This window comes from Virgibacillus tibetensis (genome assembly GCF_036026595.1).
Lineage (GTDB): Bacteria > Bacillota > Bacilli > Bacillales > Amphibacillaceae > Virgibacillus_P > Virgibacillus_P tibetensis.
Map to the genome: position 1 here is coordinate 1 of NZ_JARZFX010000013.1, position 16,479 is coordinate 16,479.

Consider the following 16,479-nt stretch of genomic DNA (forward strand, 5'->3'; position numbering starts at 1 on the left):
TCTTGAAATTTCTTTTTAATTTCAAACAAAAGCGATTCATCACACATCTGAAGAAGTGGGCTTTCTCGCTTTAAATTCTGTAAGTTACCGATATAATAACAATATGGAAGCTCTAAAAAACTTATCTCTAGAAGTACCAATTGGCTCGAAAGTTGCTCTTTTAGGACCTAACGTAGCAGGTAAATCTACCTTATTACATCATTTAAATGGATTAAAGATTCCAAATGAAGGTTCAGTAAAAATAATAGGAAGCTCCTTAACAAAAAAACTGCTCCCTCCATTCGTCACCAAGTGGGCTTAGTATTTCAGGATCCTGATGATCAAGTATTCTCTGGCACTGTCTGGGAAGATGTTTCGTTTGGTCCACGAAATTTAAATATGTCAGAAGAAGAGACTGAAGGGGTCTGTCGGGCCGCATTAGGAAATGTTGGTATGCTGGAGCAAAGAAATAGAGCACCATATCATTTAAGCTATGGGCAAAATAACGAGTTGCAATTGCAGGTATACTTGCCATGCGCCCCGACATTGTTTTATTGGATGAGCCTATGGCATTCCTGGATCCCGCAGGTCAGGATGAGGTTGCTGGGTTGTTACAAGGTTTGCATTATATCGGGAAAACTATCTGCTATCTATTCAAGATGTTAATTTTGCAGCCTCCTGGGCAGATATGGTTGTCCTGCTAAAAGACGGGGAACTACTTGCAGTGGGAGATACGCGATTATTAGTAAATGAGGCATATATCCGCAAAGCAAACATGCACCTCCCTATTATTTTCAGAACTTTTAAAATGGTACCCGAACTACTTACGGATTCTTCCAGTAAACGAGCAGGAAGCACATCGATTATTGTTTAAGCACTTTAAAGATAAGCAAAAGTTTGTATATTAGAAATTCAACATTCACAGCAGTTTAACAATTAATGTTGGTGCTGAATTAACTATTATCCTGGTTATTATTAGGCTCGTTTGCTTCTTGGTTATTCATAAAATTATTTTCAAAATCTTCGGTTTCCTGATCATTGAACTTCACAGATCCATTTTCTGAAAGAAGCTCCTTTAAATTCTCAGCGTCACTTAAAGCCGTTAAGCCAACTAACAATGTCCCAGACAAATCTTCCACATTCAGATCTTGAATTTTATAGTTAATATTTTCAATAGTAATAGGTTTTATATTTTCAATTTCCTCTTTAATTTCTTTTGTCTCATTCTCCATTTCAATAAGCTTTTCATACAACTTTTCTATGTGCTCTGTAATGCCTAATGGTGGATAATATGGTTGCTCTACTTGCTTTTTATCACATTGTTCTTCATATTCTGGACGTGCCAATGGTTGATCCATCTGTTTGTAAGGACTGGGATAAGAAGTATATCCTGGCAAATGGTTTTGTGTATAAGGGTAATGCTGATAATAATAACGCCACTGCTGATTCATTTTTTCACTCCTTCACAAGTCTTACTTGCCTTTATTTCTGAACCTGGGTAGTTTGCGGGATAAGGTGGAGGGTAACTGAGGTATGGAGGGATCCTTTCTTCAATTTCTTCGTCTTCTACTTCCCCTTCCTCATAATACGGTTTTGGCAATTGCATAGAGGAAGACCTGTTGTGCGCAAAAACGATTTTTCCGATGTTCATGGAACCTAATGTACTGATGGAATTAATGTTTATATTTTTAATATTTATGTTCATTCCCATAGTGTTTCAGCCTTTCATTTACTCTCTTATAGTTGTTTCTGTGCCTGGTCTTTTATGTCTGGATCATTTGCATAATTTGCATTGTTAAATTGCAATGGACTATTAACCGCATCACCAGAATGATAATACCCAACGTTCATCTTCACGTTAGCCTGATGAGCTTTATGCAAGACATTACCAAAGTTTATCGATCCATTATTCGATATACTATTAATTCGTATTCCAAAGATATTATTAACGTGAGATACCATATATACTGCCTCCTAAGACGATATATCAGATCAGTTTAGCCTAACTGTTCTCAGAAACAGTATATACAGTATTAGGCAAATATGTGAGAAATAAAGTATGGTAAAACTTTGGTTATGACTCGCATCCTAAAATGAAAAAATAGAAATTCATCACTTGATACTAATAATCTCACCAGTGTTTAGTTATATATCAAAATTATACTTGTGCCTGAGGCTGATCAACTACATCTGGGTCATTGGAGAAATTTATATTATTAAATTGCAATGGACTGAAATTTGCATCCCCCGGTTGAGTATACCCTGAATTCATCTTTAAATTTGCCTGGTGCCCCTTATGGGCAGCATTTCCAAAGGTTATTGCAGCATTATTCGAGGCATTGTTTATTCGAATTCCAAAAATATTGTTAATGTGTGTTGATATCATATGCACCACCTTACTACCTTTAATAAAATTATTATATTCTGTCATGTAACGATGCGTGATAGGGTAAAACTTCATTCATTGGGAGCCCACCTTTTCGTTCTGAATGTAAGTTGAACAGCTTTCAATTGATCCCTACTTATCATCCTTGGTTACACCTCACCTGCTTGAATTGTGGTCATTACGAAGTACTAAAGTACAAACGTAAAATACGTGCCCATCCCGCCTTCGCCATAGGATAAGGTAATCTTACATGAAATAGATTGCAAGCAGAATGGTGTTCTTCTCATTCAAGGACGTGTCGATTTCAGTGGGCCTGTTAGGTACATGCGGAATAATTTATTATCCCCGGAAAATTATCCGCTACTGTCTATACGAAACATGTAAAAGTGCATAGGATATATGTGTGAGAGAAGTTTTTTCTCCAAAAGAATACCTCAAGGAGGGAACTAATTATGAGCTATGCTGCAGGTGGAGGCTTTGCGTTAATTGTTGTGTTGTTCATCCTGTTAATTATCGTTGGAGCATCTTTCTATGGAGGATACGGCGCATACTAATATGAATATGCAGGAAACAAATGTCCCTCATTGTGAGTGGACATTTGTTGTTTGGGAAAGAAAGATTAGATAAGGTATTTGGTATGGGACCGACTTTATACAGGTCTCTGATTTCTCCGGTTTTGTCGTGTGAGATTGGAAATATTAAATCATATTCATCGAAACGATCAACGATAAGGTATTGTTCTATCACTCTGAGTTTCTCCTAATTATTTGTGAAAAGGCAAGGGGAATAGATTCTTTGCTTAATCAATATGGAGTTCCTGTTTTATATTTTCGATTCCAAACCGATCTACAAATCTATAAAAATTCTCTCTCTTTTTACCATTTTCTCTATATAGATCTAATATGCGATCCACAAGTTCATATAATTCTTCCGGTTGGAGATTCGACTTAATCAATTTTCCAGTTCTTGCGTCTCTTCCTTTTGATTTACCGCCAATATATAGTTCAAATGTATCTTTATCCTTCATAACACCTATATCATTGATCAATGGTTCGCCGCAACCAATTGGACACCCCGTGTAGGCAGGTTTTAATGTAAAGGGTACTTCCTGACCTGCAATACGACGATTTAATTCCTTAGCAACAGGCATCCCCTCTTCTTCTTCACCTTTACAGAAATTACAGGTTCTTAAATTCTTTACATATTTCCCCACCTTATAATAATGCAATCCGACCTCATCAAACATCGTTTTCGCTTCTTCCAATTCGTCTTCTGGAATCTGAACGATGAGTTGCTGTAACGTAGTCAATTCAATCTCGGTATCTTCATCTAAATACTCACTTAATACAGCTAATTGCCTAGGTTTAAGTTTCGCTCCATAACCTATTCCACCGTTAACAGCTAAAGGTATATACTTTTTTTTCTCCATTATTCTTCTAATTCCCCCTTTTCATTATATAATCCATATGTATGGGATACCCCTGTATAGTATACTATCACCTTTTAACTATAATTTTTAGTTTAATCGAATAAATAATGGAAATTTATATGTGTACAATAAATCAATAGAACAGGAGGATTTGATTATATGTCACATGAACAACATCAAGAATTACTACAAACCTTACATGAATGCATCATGCAATAATGTCGCTTAGGAGAATCCATTATAGAAAAAAAGTTGCTCGAGCAGATTATATACCTCATTTAGCAACTACTTTTCATCAAATATGAAAGTTCATTTAGTCCACTTATATCCGATGCCCCAAACAGTTTTAAAATACTCATCGATTGGAAAACCAGCTTGGCGAATTTTGTCCCTCACATTTCTAACATGTGAGTCAACAGTTCTCCCTTCTGTTTCAGACTCATAGCCCCAAATTAAGTCAATTAAGTGATCTCTCGAGAAAACACGATTTGGATGTTTCATTAAGTGTCCAACCATGGCAAACTCTTTTGGTGTTAATTTAATCGGGTAATTTTTATAGGAAAGTTCAAACTGATCTTCATTCCATAACAATCCATTTACTTCGATCTGACTGGCTGGTTTTATTCTCCGCAACAGTGCATCCATTCTCGCTACTAATTCCTCTTCATTAAAGGGTTTCGTAATATAATCGTCTGCACCCAGTTTCAATCCTTTCACGATATCTTCCTTCTGTTCCCGTGCAGTAACCATAATAATTGGCACTTCCGAAAAAAATCTTATTTCCTTACAAAGCTCCCACCCGTTCATTTCCGGCATCATTATATCAAGAAGAATGATGTCAAATTCCTCTTCTTTTATATATGATAGTGCCTCTTTAGCCCCCAACGCTTTTTGACACAGATAATGATGTGGCTTCAAATACAATGCCAATAAATCCAACATCCGTTTTTCATCATCGATTAATAAAACTTTATTCATTGGAATCACCTTTCTGCAGCGTTATGATAAAACTACTCCCTTCGCCCAGTTTACTTCTAACCTCAATCGTACCACCATGTGACTCCACGATTTCTTTTGCAATAGTTAATCCCAACCCAGTTCCACCACTCAACCTTGATCTGGATTTTTCCACACGGTATAAACGTTCGAATATATAAGGCAGGTCTTCTTCAGGAATCCCTTCTCCTTCATCCGAAATTATAGTTATAATCTCACGTTTGTTTTGAGATACTTCTAATAAAATTTGCTTCCCTTGAAAAGTATGTTTTTTTGCATTATCCAATATATTGAATAGAACTTGTTGAATTCTTTCAGGGTCAATATGTACAATGATATGGCTTGGACAACGAACGGAAAATGTGATGTTCTTTTCTTCAAGTACAGGTCGGATGCGTTCGGTAATCGCATGGATTAGTTTTCCAAACACAACATCCTCTTTATTTATAGTGAACTTATTCTGATCCATTTTTGCCAATTCAAATAAGTTTTTAACCAATACAGCCAATTGTTCGGTTTCTTCCCGAATAATTTCAATATACTCATTTCTCTCGTTATCCGATATGTCACCTCGGCTAATTATATCCGCATATCCTTTCAAATAGGTTAACGGGGTTCGGAGTTCATGCGAGATACTGGCCAAAAATTCATTCCTCTCATTTTTCAATCGCTCCAGGTCATCCGATAACTTCATAATCGAAGCTGCCAATTCGCCCAGTTCATCTCTGCGATCGGTATGTAGCTCCACCTTATGTCTACCTTTACTTAGTTGTTCGGTTGCTTCCTTCATCTTAACCAACGGTCTTGTAATCAGTCTGGAAAGGATAAAAACTGTAATAATCGTCAGAATGATTGTTACAAATCCTATAAATACAAATTGGTCACTTAAGTGATTGACAATTCTCTTGATATTATTGGTATCGGCGAACATAAATACGTGTCCCTGATGTTCCTCATTTATTGTAATGGGACTATCTGTAGCTATATATTTTTTTTCTGGCCACCGTTCTTCCAATACTTTACCCTCGTTAGGCATTTGATTATAATCCGTTTGTTCAATAACATCTATCATTTCCTGTTCAATTGGATCCGAATTGACGATTACGTTCCCTGAGGCATCCGTAATCACGACAGTTAAATCTGATTCGGACTCCATTATAGCAACGTGTTCTAATGTGGATTGATTATAATTTTCCTCCAATATGGCACTATGTGTATTGCCTCGAGCCAATAGGTTAGCCATTACTTCTTCAATTCTTTCATTTGCCAGGTTCGTATACAGAACAAAATACAGGAAAGTCTCGATAATTATAATAAATACAAAAAACAAAAGTCCAATTTTCAAGGACAGTTTATTTAACATAATTGACCCCTTTATTACCAATAGGTTAGTGTATCCAATGTACCAATCAGGAGAAGTAAAGCACCAGCAATTTTTTGGGTTATTGCACCTATTTTTCTGCTTTTCTTTAAGATTGCTCCGCTTGCTCCAAAATACCAAATTAAAAAAATGACTACCAGTAACGGAAGTGAGGTTCCTATCCCAAATATAGAAGGTAAAATAAATCCGTTCGATGTTTCCAATACAATTGGCATCAATGTGAGTATATACAACACAAACATCGTCGGACAAAAGGCTAATGTGAAGCTTACACCCATCAAAAAGCTACCTAAGTAGCCATCTTTTAATTTCTTGAAAGGGATTTCAAAAAACATCCAGGTTTTCTTCAAATGAAATAGTCCCATCATATATAGACCTATAAGGATAAGTACTGGTCCTATTGCTTTTCTTAAGACAGGGAACATTTGTGTTAATGTACTATATACCTCTTGCCCTAGCAGCCAAATAATTATCCCAATCATAGAGAACACAACTATCTTACCTAAAATAAACAAAAAAACATGTAACCATGGAACCTTATCTACTAAAGATTTATTCCCATAAATGGTGATTGCACTTACATTACTGGTTAGTTGGCAGGGTGCAACGGCTCCGATCACTCCCAGGAAGAATGCAAACAGGAAGGGAAGATGTTCAAAGCCATATGCAATTTGATGAAGTTGTCCACTTAGTGTACTACTGATTTGATTGAATAGATCAAACATATTTAGTTCAACTCACTATCTCTTATCACTTATTTCACTTGACCATTCTCAAGGACCTGTACCCATGATTCCGTACCATCCTCTGATAAATAAGCGTGTCCTTTTGTGGTATAAATGGCTAATTGGTTGTTATCCTGAGGATTTTGTGCAATATAGACAATAACATCCTCTCCCAATTTCGGTATATCTATTGTTTCTTCTTCTCTATTTTCAATTTTCCTTTTTACAAGTTTTTGACTGGAACCATAACTTGCATAATAGAAATTATCATCATTAAAAAATACAGCTGTTCCAACATCATTTCCATCCGTTACAATTTGAAAATTGTCCCCTCCATCTTCAGATAAATAGATTCCAGTCGAAGCGGCAGCAGCAACAAAATTAGAGTTGGATGGATGAATAGCTAACGATAGAATTTCACCTTCAAGACCATTTGCATTTACATTTTCCCATGAATCGCCCTCATCTGAACTTCTGTAAAATCCCTGTTCTAATTCGGAGTTTTTTGCAGGATTCATCAGAAAAATATCGTGGCTGTTATATCCTACTGCCATGGCATGAAAGTCGGTTTCACCCTCAAACTTCAGATGTTCCAGTGTCCTGCCTCCATCGAAGCTTTGCTGAATACCGATTGGATTCGGCAAATCGGAATCCTCTCCCGGATGTCCTGATGTGTAAAATCCCTCGTCTACTGCATTAAAGCCCATATAATCATTAAAATTTTTAGTTGTTTCATACCAAACACCATCACGGTGTATTTTCAAGCCGGTGTGAGTAGCAAAATACAATCCATTGTCATTACCAGCATAGCCCATGCCATGAACATGTTCTATACTATCATCAAAAATGACTTCAAAATCTTCTTCCTGATTATTACTACAGCCTGCTATAAGTATAACTACGATAATTGTTACAGTAATTATTGTCTTCCTCAGCATCATTCACGAATCCTCCAAATCTTCAGTTCATACCATTTTCAGAAGGTATGTTTAACTTTAAAATATTCTATAATAAAAGTGTCCAGTTTTTGTGCAGATAGTATTTACCACGATAAATTTAATCCTTTAGATGCGATTTTAAACGTTCAAATTCCTCATTGTCTATCTCCCCCCTTGCAAATCTCTCTCTTAAGATCCTTTTGGAGCGATTTCCTCCATGAATAAAGTTTCTAATTAGAAAATAACCCAGAATCATTAACCCCAGCCATAATATTAACATACAAATCATTGGCCAAATTGAACCATAAGCGAACATAGAATTCATTTTGTCACCTCCTATTCCAATAAGTATATAGAAAAATAATCAAGAAAGTTTGCAGATTTATATTAACTAATCTTTAGGTAAAACTTTTCCCTTCAATAAAATCTGCACATAAACTGCAAAATTCCGGGGTAGAGTATTGATGACTAACATAATGGAGGGATATTGAAAATGAAAGGAAATAAAATTTTATGGGGACTTGTCTCTATCTTAACGATGTTTATATTGGCAGCTTGTGCCGGTGAAACAGAAGAAACGAATCCTGAAGAAAACACGGGTACAGAAACAGAATCTGACTCAAATGAAGATATGGAAGGGATGGACCATTCTGAAATGGATATGTCCAGCTCTGGCGAAATTCCTGAGGATTTGATAGAGGCTGAAAACCCAACATATGAAGTTGGTAGTCAAGCTATTATTCAATCAGATCATATGGAAGGTATGGATGGTGCGGAAGCAACAATAGTCGGTGCATATGATACTACGGTCTATACAGTAACTTACACACCTACAACTGGTGGAGAGCCAGTTGAGAACCATAAGTGGGTCATTCATGAAGAATTAGAAGATGGGGGTGAAGCACCGTTAGAACCTGGTACGGAAGTGACCCTAAATGCAGATCATATGGAAGGTATGGATGGTGCAACCGCTGAAATTGATTCGGCAGAAGAGACAATAGTCTATATGGTTGATTTTGTTCCAACAACTGGCGGAGAAGAAGTGACAAACCACAAATGGGTTACAGAAAGTGAATTATCGCCCGTTGAATAAAAAATTTAAGGATATCTAATATTTAAAGAGCCTATTCAGTGAATAGGCTCTTTAAACTATTAAAATACTGTTAATTGACTAATATTACTTGGGTATAATTCTTACTAACTTGTTTTTTAGTTGTTGATCGTAATATTTGTCATACTATTTTAGACTATATTACGTTGTTGGTACTGCTTACGCAGCCCATACCGAGTCAAGCCCCGTGGTTTATACACTGATAGTATTATAGCTAATAACAACACAACCATGCCGCCTCCGGCATGAATAACCTCTCCCCATAGACCGTAACCTAAATCAGTACTTCCTGTCTCAGCCACCCCTGCTAGGTGGCCCACTGTCTGCATGTTCAACAATAAGACTACGGTGGCAATTAAGGTTAGTAGGAGTTTAAAAATAACCCAATAGTGCCTAAACAAGCCCCATGAAGTCCCCAGTGACATGGCAAGCCCGGTTAGAAGAGAGACGACTGCAAACGGAACGATGGCAAACCAGCCAATCAATTCCATTGAAATCCATGCAGCACGCACCGTTTGATCACCTTGGCTAGATAGAGCTGCTATGACAAGAATTAGGAACCCAACGACAGCACCCAGCCAGCCGACCGAGGTAGTGATATGTATCGTAAGCACGAACTTACGGAGGCTGGATTTCATGGTCATGAATTAAATACTCCTTGTTCTATACCGATGGAAGAAGGCATGTGGCGTCCAGGTCCGTGATTACCACCACTGATAACCATAATGAAGATAGCTATCATTATTACAATAATTATAATGATTCCAGATAATTTCACCCAACGTGGAGTGCTGGTGGTCGATTCATGGTCAGGCAGTCGATTGTTCTTTTCAGTTGTACTTCGTGATAATTTTCCCATTTAAATTCTCCTTTTTTTCTTATGGCCTCTCAACAAATTAGTATAGCAATGTTTTATGAACAGAAAATGAACAAAGACTTAATCATTTTCATAACTTTTAGATTTGTACTGAGCTATAGGGAGTGTAAAAGTAAAAGCAGAACCTTTCCCTATTTCACTTTTGACTTGAATATCCGTTTTATGTAGGGATAGAATGTGCTTAACAATCGACAGTCCTAGTCCTGTACCCACCTTTTGCGTTCGAGCTATACACCTTTTTATTTTAAAACCTTCTTCAGGAAGCGCTGGTACTTTGGCTCAGGTAACAACTATCCTGTTAAGCAATCGCACCAGATAGTTGAAGTGTATTTTTTCACAAATAGCATAATCTAACAGGTTGTCGCATCAGCTATTTTGCCAACCCTTTTACTATCTATATGCCGCTACGTAAACTTCCACATTCTATTAACTTCCACCAATTCTTCTCCATTAAATTCCATTCTATATACATCTGGCTTTAACATGTGGAATAAAAATTCTAAATTATATTTATTATCATAATAACCCATCATTAAAGTCATTACAGCTCCATGAGTACCTAAAACTACTTTCTGTTCACGGTAAATATTTAATATTTCTTTTAAGGTTTTTACAGCTCTCGTCTGGCAGTCCTCATTAGACTCCCCTCCAGGTAAAGCATAAGTTGATTCAGAGAATGAACTGTTTAATAAAGGGATTAATTCCTTATCGGATATTCGTTTATCCTCAAAGGTAAATATTCTCTCTTTAAGGTCCTCAAATATCAAAACCTTCTGCCCTAATTTATCTGCTAGTTCCTGAACAGTTAGGATTGAACGCTTGTATGGACTGGAGATAACAGCGTTAATACCTTCTTCTTTTAATAAATTTGTTATTCGTTGAGCATCTATTTTTCCTTTAATAGTTAACCCTCTTGTTCTTTCACTTCCGACTTTTGGTGAGTCACCATGTCTCACCATATATATAAAAGTTTTCATATATAATTGCCCCCAGTATTTATCTTTCTACATCATCTCTATATTCTAAAATATCCCCTGGTTGGCATTCCAATGCCTTACATATTGCTTCTAATGTACTAAATCTGATAGCTTTTGCTTTACCATTTTTTAATATGGATATATTAGCCATTGTAATCCCTACTTTTTCACTTAATTCAGTGACACTCATTTTTCTCTTTGCTAACATGACATCTAAATTGACTATTATCATCGTCTATCACCTACACTGTCAAATCATAATCATCTTTGTAAATAATGGCTTTGTTCACTATAGCTCGAATTAGCATAATTACTGCTGCTACTATCCATATGATAAAGGTTACACCTATCATTATTAATGATAGTAATGGACCAGGCCCTCCAAAGGTTCTCATATACTGGAATAAAATTATTATTCCAATAGATGCTATAATACACATTCCAACTAATATTTCTACTCCTCTAATAAACCTTGAACTAAACGTTAATCCCCGATCAAACACTATAAGTAAATACATAATGAATCCTATTCCAATTAGTAATAGAGCTAACAATAACTCACAAGTTATTAGTATGGGTAGTTTAGCATATTCAAGTTCAGGATATAAAGCTCTCATCTCTTCTGCCATAGTAGGCAGAACATACACCCCAATGAATATCACTCCAATCGCAAACATCACTAACAAGATTTTTAAAATATTTGATGCTATATTCACTTTCAATCTAATACACCTCCAAGATATTCTCAAAATTCTAATCTAATTACAGCATAAAATTCTCCGCACTGTATGTCAATATAAATTTATTGGTAAACAATAAATCGCATTGTTTTTTTTTTGTATTGAAAGGAATTAAAAAAAGACAATCGTTAATGATCGTCTTTTTTCACTCTTGCACCATTTACTTGAAGAAGGATTAAGAATTTTTTTTACTCGAAACATTTATCATCAAAATGGTTGAAATAAGATAACAGACAAGAGGGTAGTAAACTAATGGTAGAGTATCAGGGATAATAAGCGGTTCAACGCCAATATATCTTACAACGGGTAAATTTATTAAGAATGCTAATAGCATTAAGTGAGTTTTACGAAAAACTACTGCAACTAACGCTAAGCAACTTGGTATATAAAGAAAAATAACGTATTTCATTCTTAATATCCATATCCAATCTTCAATAGTGTCACCACTAAATTCTGGAAGATAATCTTTCCATATATATAACCCCATCAGAGAACCAATAACTCCTATAATAGTTGCAAACAAAAATCTATTCTTTCTCATTGAGACAACCCCCTCCTTAGTAAAATTGTATTCATTACTAAGAAGGTATAAAACACTTATTAAAAATTCCCTTATTAAAGTAACCTGCCCCTATAGTTTAAGTGCAGGCCTTCACAAAGTTAAGTATTAATAGCATCTTATCAAATCTTTTTATTTAATATCGCACTTTATTATAAATTATCAAACTTTATTTCAAAGCAATAAACAAAACTACCTGCGGATGAAGCTATTTACTTCTATGTTTTGTTCACGCTTTAGTAATTCCTTTAGTATTCAAGCATAAGTTTTCAGTAAGTAAAATCAAGCATAAGCTTTCAAAATTGAAAACTTATGCTTGAAGTCTCAATCACACACAAAAAAACCACCAACATATGTATTGGTGGAGACGGTGGGACATGCTCTTCCATGCTTTCGACATGGCACTGACTATATCTTGAACCTAATTACTACTATTAGGTCCTCCGGCGTCTTATGTGAAATATAAATTTACCTATTTCAGTAGAATTCCACATCTTAGTACTACCACAGAAATGGCAGCCTATAAGTCGATACATGGCTGTTGGATTACTCCACACACCACTCGGTATTGCCGTATTGCTTAAGATGTTGGTAAAAAATTCACCAAATAATAAAGCAACTTAGGTTTCACCGATAAAGCCGAATTTTCACTTCTGTGTTACCACAAAAGGCGACTAATTACTAATCGAACCCACGTCCAGAGATATCGCCACTCAGGCTTCTACACGCATAGTTGATATATTGTCATTCACAGATCTTTTGGCCTACCAACAGGCTTTAAGACAGCTAGTCTGATTAGTTTCAACTCTCATCCTCAGACGGTGGACGACAGTATAGCCCGCTTCATTTGAGACCCTTCAATCTGCCACACGGGCGATAGCAGGAAGGATCGCTTAGCAGTGCTTACGCAGCTGCTAAAGCAGTGTTGTTTTCTTTGCCAGTTATTTTAGGCGAGTAACGTTTTACGAGCCGTAACCTCGACGCGCAACCTGAGCTCAATCTACCCCTGTCGAATCCGTAACGTCCCCATAAAAGAGAAACGCTCGGGGAAAAAACGAGCAATTATTAAATTGTAATATCATCTAACGACAAGTCTTAGTATACCATAAATCTCATTATAATCAAGGGGTAGAAGGTTTTACATACTCTTTAACTAGTATGGTCTTTAATGGCACGGTCAACATCACGTTTCATTTGTTTACGTTTTAGATCCTCACGTTTGTCATATTTCTTCTTCCCTTTTCCAAGACCTATTAAAACTTTCGCAAAACCATTTTTAATGTAAATTTTCAATGGGACAAGCGCGTAACCTTGTTGCTGGGTCAGCCCAATTAGTTTATCAATCTCTTTTCGATGCAAAAGTAATTTACGTGTACGGGTTGGATCATGGTTATAACGATTTCCCTGCTCATACGTAGCTATATGCAAGTTAACTAATTTCATCTCACCACGGTCGATTCTTGCATGGGAATCCTTTAAGTTAACCCTCCCAGCACGAATCGATTTAATTTCAGTACCTTGCAGAACAATACCTGCCTCATATGTTTCCTCTATAAAATAATCATGGGATGCTTTTTTATTTTGTGCAATTGTGCTTCCTTTTCCTTTTGGCATAAAACTTCCTCCTACCATAACATGAACCTTATTCTACCAAACATCAGCGGTTATTGAAAGTAAGAACAAAGGTTACGTTTAGTACAAAAAATCATAGTTCTGATAACACAATCTAAAAAAGGCAGTGCTGCTAAAATAAGCAAGGCAACTGCCTCTAGATTTTTTTAATCCGATAATCCATCAATTATAGTATCTACATTCCACTTTATCATTTTTATATAAGTATCCCCTTCTTCACCCGGCTCACCCAATGAATCAGTAAAGATCTTACCAGCAATGTCTACATCAGTTTCATTTGAAACTGTCTCCATACTTCGGGGATCAACACTTGATTCTAAAAAAAGAGCAGTAACAGCTTTTTCATTTATTAAATCAACGACCGATTGAATCTGCTGTGGTGTTCCTTCATTTTCATCATTAATCTCCCAGATATATGCTGCCTGGAAACCATAGGCGGATGAGAAGTATTTAAACGCCCCCTCACTCGTAACCAAAAAGCGTTTTTCTTCTGGTATTTCTGAGACTTTCTGTTTAATTTCTTCATCTAAATCTTTTAGTTCCTGAATGTATTTTTCAGCATTTTCTTTGTACGCCAATTCATTTTCGGGATCTGATTCCATTAAAGCATCTCTTGCTTTTTCAGTATATTTAATTCCGTTCTGTACATCCAACCATGCATGTGGATCTTCTTCACCCTGCTGACCACCGGATTGGAGCAACTCTGGTGTAACCCCTTCACTCAGTTGCACAACATTCGATTCACCTTCACTTTTTCCGGCAGTTTCTATCATCTTATCAAACCAGCCATTTCCGCTTTCCAAGTTGAAGCCATTATAGAATACCATGTCAGCGTCTGTTACTAATTGGACGTCTGCCGGTAAGGGCTCATAGGCGTGCGGATCTGATCCAATGGGCGCCAAACTATGAACTTCTATCAAATCGCCACCAACGTTTTTGACAATATCATAGATTACAGAGTAAGTAGCTACTACAGTAAGCTGATCTTCCTCAATAGATGTGTCGCTGTCAGAAATTTCATCTGTACACCCTGCAATCAGTATAGCTACAATAAAAAATAATACACTAAATCTCATTTTCATATAACAATCCTCCATTTTAGAATGTTTTAATTTACTGATCTATAAATACGAAGCACGCTTTAATCGTGAGCGGATTATCTTCCATAACACTCCGTGCTTTGGTGAGAATATAAACGCTATCAGGAATAATGCTGTGGCAGCTAAAACAATTGTAGCTCCTGATGCCAGGTTAGCTTTAAAACTTACATAGAGTCCCAGTACTGCTGAAAGACTTCCGAAACCTGCTGAGAGAAATATCATGGTATATAGACGATTTGTAAGTAAATAAGCGGTAGATGCTGGCGTAATTAACATTGCTACTACTAGAATAATTCCTACAGTTTGTAAAGAAGCTACAGTTACCATAGTTAATAAGGTCATCAGGAAATAATGAATTAGCTTATTGGGTAAACCATAGGCCTGTGCCATCGTAGGGTCGAAGGATGTTACTAACAACTCCTTATAAAAGAAGTAAACGCAAGCGAGCACGATAACTCCAATAATTAGAGTCATTATCATATCAGATGACCGCACCGCCAATACATTTCCAAATAAAATATGGTATAAATCCGTACTGCTTTTCAACAGGGTGATTAAGATAATTCCAAGTGCAAATGCTGCTGTGAACATAATACCTATAGAAGAGTCGTTCTTTATTCGGCTATTTTGTGAGATATATCCAATACCAATAGCTGTTAGGACACCTGTAAAAACAGCACCAAAGAAAAAGTTTATCCCTAGAAAATACGAGACTGCAACACCTGGTAAAACTGCATGGGATATAGCATCACCCATTAGAGCCATTCCTCTTAAGACAATAAAACATCCAATTACCCCACAAATAATACCAACCATGATTGATGTGGTAAGTGCTTTTTGTAAAAATTCGTAATGCATGAGCGCTTCTATAAAATTCATGATTGCACCAGCAATTCTTTCAGGAAGGAAAGTTCTCCTTGATATGCACGAGCAATCGTTTCAGGGTGCATCACCACATCTACATTTCCGAACTCAATTAGAACCTGATTTATCAATATTAATTGCTGAAAATAATCTTTTGCTTTACTTAGATCATGATGAACAACTAAAATGGTTTTTCCTTGATCACGCAGTTCCTTTAAAATAGTAATAATTGTTTCTTCACTGCTTATATCAATACCTACAAATGGCTCATCAAGAAAAAACACTTCTGCATCTTGTGCTAATGCCCGTGCCAGAAACACACGTTGCTGCTGACCTCCTGATAATTCTCCTATTTGCTTATCTTTAAATTCAAGCATATCAACCTTCTCAAGACAATCTAAAGCAATTTCTTTATCTTCTTTTTTTGGTTTTCGAAACACACCTAACCTTGGATATCTTCCAATTAATACTGTGTCCAGCACGGAAATAGGAAAATCCCAATCAATATTATTCCTTTGGGGAACGTAAGCAATATCCTTTTTCACGTGTTGCATGCTTTTATTTAAGATTTCAATGTGCCCTTTATCCTTTGGTATCAACCCTAGTACTGCTTTAAGCAATGTTGATTTCCCCGCACCGTTAGGTCCTATTATTCCTACTAGACTACCAGGCTGAATGGAGAAGGTGACATCCTTCACAGCATCTTTTCCATAGTAGGACACATTTAAATTCTCTACAGCTATCGAATTACTCATAGTCATCCCTTCTTCCTGTTTTTTTATAAA

General features: G+C 36.4%; 23 protein-coding genes, 1 other RNA gene and 1 pseudogene. 3 read left to right on the forward strand and 22 right to left on the reverse strand.

Annotation, left to right across the window (positions count from 1 at the left end; translation table 11 throughout):
- Positions 1-103: 103 nt before the first annotated feature.
- A pseudogene (locus tag QGM71_RS21885) lies at positions 104-645 on the forward strand (ATP-binding cassette domain-containing protein).
- 287 nt (positions 646-932) lie between these two features.
- Here the strand turns inward: QGM71_RS21885 and gerPC are convergent.
- The 4 genes from gerPC to QGM71_RS17555 all read right to left on the reverse strand — a co-directional run bounded on the left by gerPC (position 933) and on the right by QGM71_RS17555 (position 2,440).
- On the reverse strand, positions 933-1,430 hold the full coding sequence (gene gerPC / locus QGM71_RS17540) for a spore germination protein GerPC (protein ID WP_327608867.1): 498 nt from the start codon (positions 1,428-1,430) through the stop codon (positions 933-935).
- On the reverse strand, positions 1,427-1,690 hold the full coding sequence (locus QGM71_RS17545; RefSeq protein ID WP_327608868.1) for a hypothetical protein: 264 nt from the start codon (positions 1,688-1,690) through the stop codon (positions 1,427-1,429). Before QGM71_RS17545 ends, gerPC begins: the two co-directional genes overlap by 4 nt.
- A 26-nt stretch (positions 1,691-1,716) precedes the next feature.
- Positions 1,717-1,941: a spore germination protein gene (locus tag QGM71_RS17550; RefSeq protein ID WP_327608869.1), complete on the reverse strand. Its 225-nt coding sequence runs from the start codon at positions 1,939-1,941 to the stop codon at positions 1,717-1,719.
- A gap of 196 nt (positions 1,942-2,137) precedes the next feature.
- Positions 2,138-2,440, reverse strand: coding sequence for a spore germination protein (locus QGM71_RS17555; RefSeq protein ID WP_327608870.1), 303 nt, complete (start codon positions 2,438-2,440; stop codon positions 2,138-2,140).
- 377 nt (positions 2,441-2,817) lie between these two features.
- Between QGM71_RS17555 and QGM71_RS17560 the strand changes: the two genes are divergently transcribed.
- Positions 2,818-2,919: a YjcZ family sporulation protein gene (locus QGM71_RS17560; protein ID WP_327608871.1), complete on the forward strand. Its 102-nt coding sequence runs from the start codon at positions 2,818-2,820 to the stop codon at positions 2,917-2,919.
- A 245-nt stretch (positions 2,920-3,164) separates the two neighbouring features.
- On the opposite strand, the gene QGM71_RS17565 is transcribed toward QGM71_RS17560, so the two are convergent.
- The 6 genes from QGM71_RS17565 to QGM71_RS17590 all read right to left on the reverse strand — a co-directional run bounded on the left by QGM71_RS17565 (position 3,165) and on the right by QGM71_RS17590 (position 8,159).
- A complete protein-coding gene (locus tag QGM71_RS17565; protein ID WP_327608872.1) occupies positions 3,165-3,794 on the reverse strand; it encodes a nitrite reductase in 630 nt (209 codons plus the stop codon).
- 309 nt (positions 3,795-4,103) lie between these two features.
- On the reverse strand, positions 4,104-4,772 hold the full coding sequence (locus tag QGM71_RS17570; protein ID WP_327608873.1) for a response regulator transcription factor: 669 nt from the start codon (positions 4,770-4,772) through the stop codon (positions 4,104-4,106).
- Positions 4,765-6,153 (reverse strand): sensor histidine kinase, encoded by a 1,389-nt coding sequence (locus tag QGM71_RS17575; protein ID WP_327608874.1) that lies wholly within the window; start codon positions 6,151-6,153, stop codon positions 4,765-4,767. Before QGM71_RS17575 ends, QGM71_RS17570 begins: the two co-directional genes overlap by 8 nt.
- A 14-nt stretch (positions 6,154-6,167) precedes the next feature.
- Positions 6,168-6,896 carry a cytochrome c biogenesis CcdA family protein gene (locus QGM71_RS17580; RefSeq protein ID WP_327608875.1) on the reverse strand — a complete coding sequence of 243 codons (729 nt, stop codon included), beginning with the start codon at positions 6,894-6,896 and terminating at the stop codon, positions 6,168-6,170.
- 29 nt (positions 6,897-6,925) lie between these two features.
- Positions 6,926-7,837 (reverse strand): F510_1955 family glycosylhydrolase, encoded by a 912-nt coding sequence (locus tag QGM71_RS17585; protein ID WP_327608876.1) that lies wholly within the window; start codon positions 7,835-7,837, stop codon positions 6,926-6,928.
- 115 nt (positions 7,838-7,952) lie between these two features.
- A complete protein-coding gene (locus tag QGM71_RS17590; RefSeq protein ID WP_327608877.1) occupies positions 7,953-8,159 on the reverse strand; it encodes an SHOCT domain-containing protein in 207 nt (68 codons plus the stop codon).
- A gap of 168 nt (positions 8,160-8,327) precedes the next feature.
- Between QGM71_RS17590 and QGM71_RS17595 the strand changes: the two genes are divergently transcribed.
- Positions 8,328-8,927: a YdhK family protein gene (locus QGM71_RS17595; protein WP_327608878.1), complete on the forward strand. Its 600-nt coding sequence runs from the start codon at positions 8,328-8,330 to the stop codon at positions 8,925-8,927.
- A 149-nt stretch (positions 8,928-9,076) separates the two neighbouring features.
- On the opposite strand, the gene QGM71_RS17600 is transcribed toward QGM71_RS17595, so the two are convergent.
- The 12 genes from QGM71_RS17600 to QGM71_RS17650 all read right to left on the reverse strand — a co-directional run bounded on the left by QGM71_RS17600 (position 9,077) and on the right by QGM71_RS17650 (position 16,449).
- Complete coding sequence (locus QGM71_RS17600; RefSeq protein WP_327608879.1) at positions 9,077-9,559, reverse strand: DUF2269 domain-containing protein; 483 nt, start codon at positions 9,557-9,559, stop codon at positions 9,077-9,079.
- A 26-nt stretch (positions 9,560-9,585) separates the two neighbouring features.
- Entirely contained in the window at positions 9,586-9,804 is a 219-nt protein-coding gene (locus tag QGM71_RS17605) for a hypothetical protein (RefSeq protein WP_327608880.1), read from the reverse strand.
- A 78-nt stretch (positions 9,805-9,882) separates the two neighbouring features.
- Positions 9,883-10,035, reverse strand: a complete 153-nt coding sequence (locus QGM71_RS21890; RefSeq protein WP_407703049.1) for an ATP-binding protein — start codon at positions 10,033-10,035, stop codon at positions 9,883-9,885.
- Between the two features lie 191 nt (positions 10,036-10,226).
- Positions 10,227-10,799, reverse strand: coding sequence for a histidine phosphatase family protein (locus QGM71_RS17610; protein ID WP_327608881.1), 573 nt, complete (start codon positions 10,797-10,799; stop codon positions 10,227-10,229).
- A gap of 19 nt (positions 10,800-10,818) precedes the next feature.
- Complete coding sequence (locus QGM71_RS17615) at positions 10,819-11,031, reverse strand: helix-turn-helix domain-containing protein (RefSeq protein WP_327608882.1); 213 nt, start codon at positions 11,029-11,031, stop codon at positions 10,819-10,821.
- Positions 11,032-11,041: 10 nt separating this feature from the next.
- The gene (locus QGM71_RS17620; RefSeq protein WP_327608946.1) at positions 11,042-11,515 is read right to left on the reverse strand and encodes a DUF2975 domain-containing protein; all 474 of its coding nucleotides are present in this window, start codon (positions 11,513-11,515) and stop codon (positions 11,042-11,044) included.
- 199 nt (positions 11,516-11,714) lie between these two features.
- A complete protein-coding gene (locus tag QGM71_RS17625) occupies positions 11,715-12,080 on the reverse strand; it encodes a hypothetical protein (RefSeq protein ID WP_327608883.1) in 366 nt (121 codons plus the stop codon).
- 700 nt (positions 12,081-12,780) lie between these two features.
- Positions 12,781-13,118, reverse strand: a transfer-messenger RNA (tmRNA) gene (ssrA, locus tag QGM71_RS17630).
- Positions 13,119-13,247: 129 nt separating this feature from the next.
- Complete coding sequence (gene smpB / locus QGM71_RS17635) at positions 13,248-13,712, reverse strand: SsrA-binding protein SmpB (RefSeq protein WP_327608884.1); 465 nt, start codon at positions 13,710-13,712, stop codon at positions 13,248-13,250.
- A gap of 164 nt (positions 13,713-13,876) precedes the next feature.
- Entirely contained in the window at positions 13,877-14,812 is a 936-nt protein-coding gene (locus tag QGM71_RS17640) for a metal ABC transporter substrate-binding protein (protein WP_327608885.1), read from the reverse strand.
- 39 nt (positions 14,813-14,851) lie between these two features.
- Positions 14,852-15,709: a metal ABC transporter permease gene (locus QGM71_RS17645; RefSeq protein ID WP_327608886.1), complete on the reverse strand. Its 858-nt coding sequence runs from the start codon at positions 15,707-15,709 to the stop codon at positions 14,852-14,854.
- Positions 15,706-16,449, reverse strand: coding sequence for a metal ABC transporter ATP-binding protein (locus QGM71_RS17650; RefSeq protein ID WP_327608887.1), 744 nt, complete (start codon positions 16,447-16,449; stop codon positions 15,706-15,708). The genes QGM71_RS17645 and QGM71_RS17650 overlap by 4 nt, the downstream gene beginning before the upstream one ends.
- Positions 16,450-16,479: the final 30 nt, after the last annotated feature.

Coding starts and splice junctions, on each gene's coding strand:
- gerPC (WP_327608867.1), bottom strand. CDS start 1,430: ATGAATCAGCAGTGGCGTTATTATTATCAGCATTACCCTTATACACAA.
- QGM71_RS17545 (WP_327608868.1), bottom strand. CDS start 1,690: ATGGGAATGAACATAAATATTAAAAATATAAACATTAATTCCATCAGT.
- QGM71_RS17550 (WP_327608869.1), bottom strand. CDS start 1,941: ATGGTATCTCACGTTAATAATATCTTTGGAATACGAATTAATAGTATA.
- QGM71_RS17555 (WP_327608870.1), bottom strand. CDS start 2,440: ATGAAGTTTTACCCTATCACGCATCGTTACATGACAGAATATAATAAT.
- QGM71_RS17560 (WP_327608871.1), top strand. CDS start 2,818: ATGAGCTATGCTGCAGGTGGAGGCTTTGCGTTAATTGTTGTGTTGTTC.
- QGM71_RS17565 (WP_327608872.1), bottom strand. CDS start 3,794: ATGGAGAAAAAAAAGTATATACCTTTAGCTGTTAACGGTGGAATAGGT.
- QGM71_RS17570 (WP_327608873.1), bottom strand. CDS start 4,772: ATGAATAAAGTTTTATTAATCGATGATGAAAAACGGATGTTGGATTTA.
- QGM71_RS17575 (WP_327608874.1), bottom strand. CDS start 6,153: ATGTTAAATAAACTGTCCTTGAAAATTGGACTTTTGTTTTTTGTATTT.
- QGM71_RS17580 (WP_327608875.1), bottom strand. CDS start 6,896: ATGTTTGATCTATTCAATCAAATCAGTAGTACACTAAGTGGACAACTT.
- QGM71_RS17585 (WP_327608876.1), bottom strand. CDS start 7,837: ATGATGCTGAGGAAGACAATAATTACTGTAACAATTATCGTAGTTATA.
- QGM71_RS17590 (WP_327608877.1), bottom strand. CDS start 8,159: ATGAATTCTATGTTCGCTTATGGTTCAATTTGGCCAATGATTTGTATG.
- QGM71_RS17595 (WP_327608878.1), top strand. CDS start 8,328: ATGAAAGGAAATAAAATTTTATGGGGACTTGTCTCTATCTTAACGATG.
- QGM71_RS17605 (WP_327608880.1), bottom strand. CDS start 9,804: ATGGGAAAATTATCACGAAGTACAACTGAAAAGAACAATCGACTGCCT.
- QGM71_RS17610 (WP_327608881.1), bottom strand. CDS start 10,799: ATGAAAACTTTTATATATATGGTGAGACATGGTGACTCACCAAAAGTC.
- QGM71_RS17615 (WP_327608882.1), bottom strand. CDS start 11,031: ATGATAATAGTCAATTTAGATGTCATGTTAGCAAAGAGAAAAATGAGT.
- QGM71_RS17625 (WP_327608883.1), bottom strand. CDS start 12,080: ATGAGAAAGAATAGATTTTTGTTTGCAACTATTATAGGAGTTATTGGT.
- smpB (WP_327608884.1), bottom strand. CDS start 13,712: ATGCCAAAAGGAAAAGGAAGCACAATTGCACAAAATAAAAAAGCATCC.
- QGM71_RS17640 (WP_327608885.1), bottom strand. CDS start 14,812: ATGAAAATGAGATTTAGTGTATTATTTTTTATTGTAGCTATACTGATT.
- QGM71_RS17645 (WP_327608886.1), bottom strand. CDS start 15,709: ATGAATTTTATAGAAGCGCTCATGCATTACGAATTTTTACAAAAAGCA.
- QGM71_RS17650 (WP_327608887.1), bottom strand. CDS start 16,449: ATGAGTAATTCGATAGCTGTAGAGAATTTAAATGTGTCCTACTATGGA.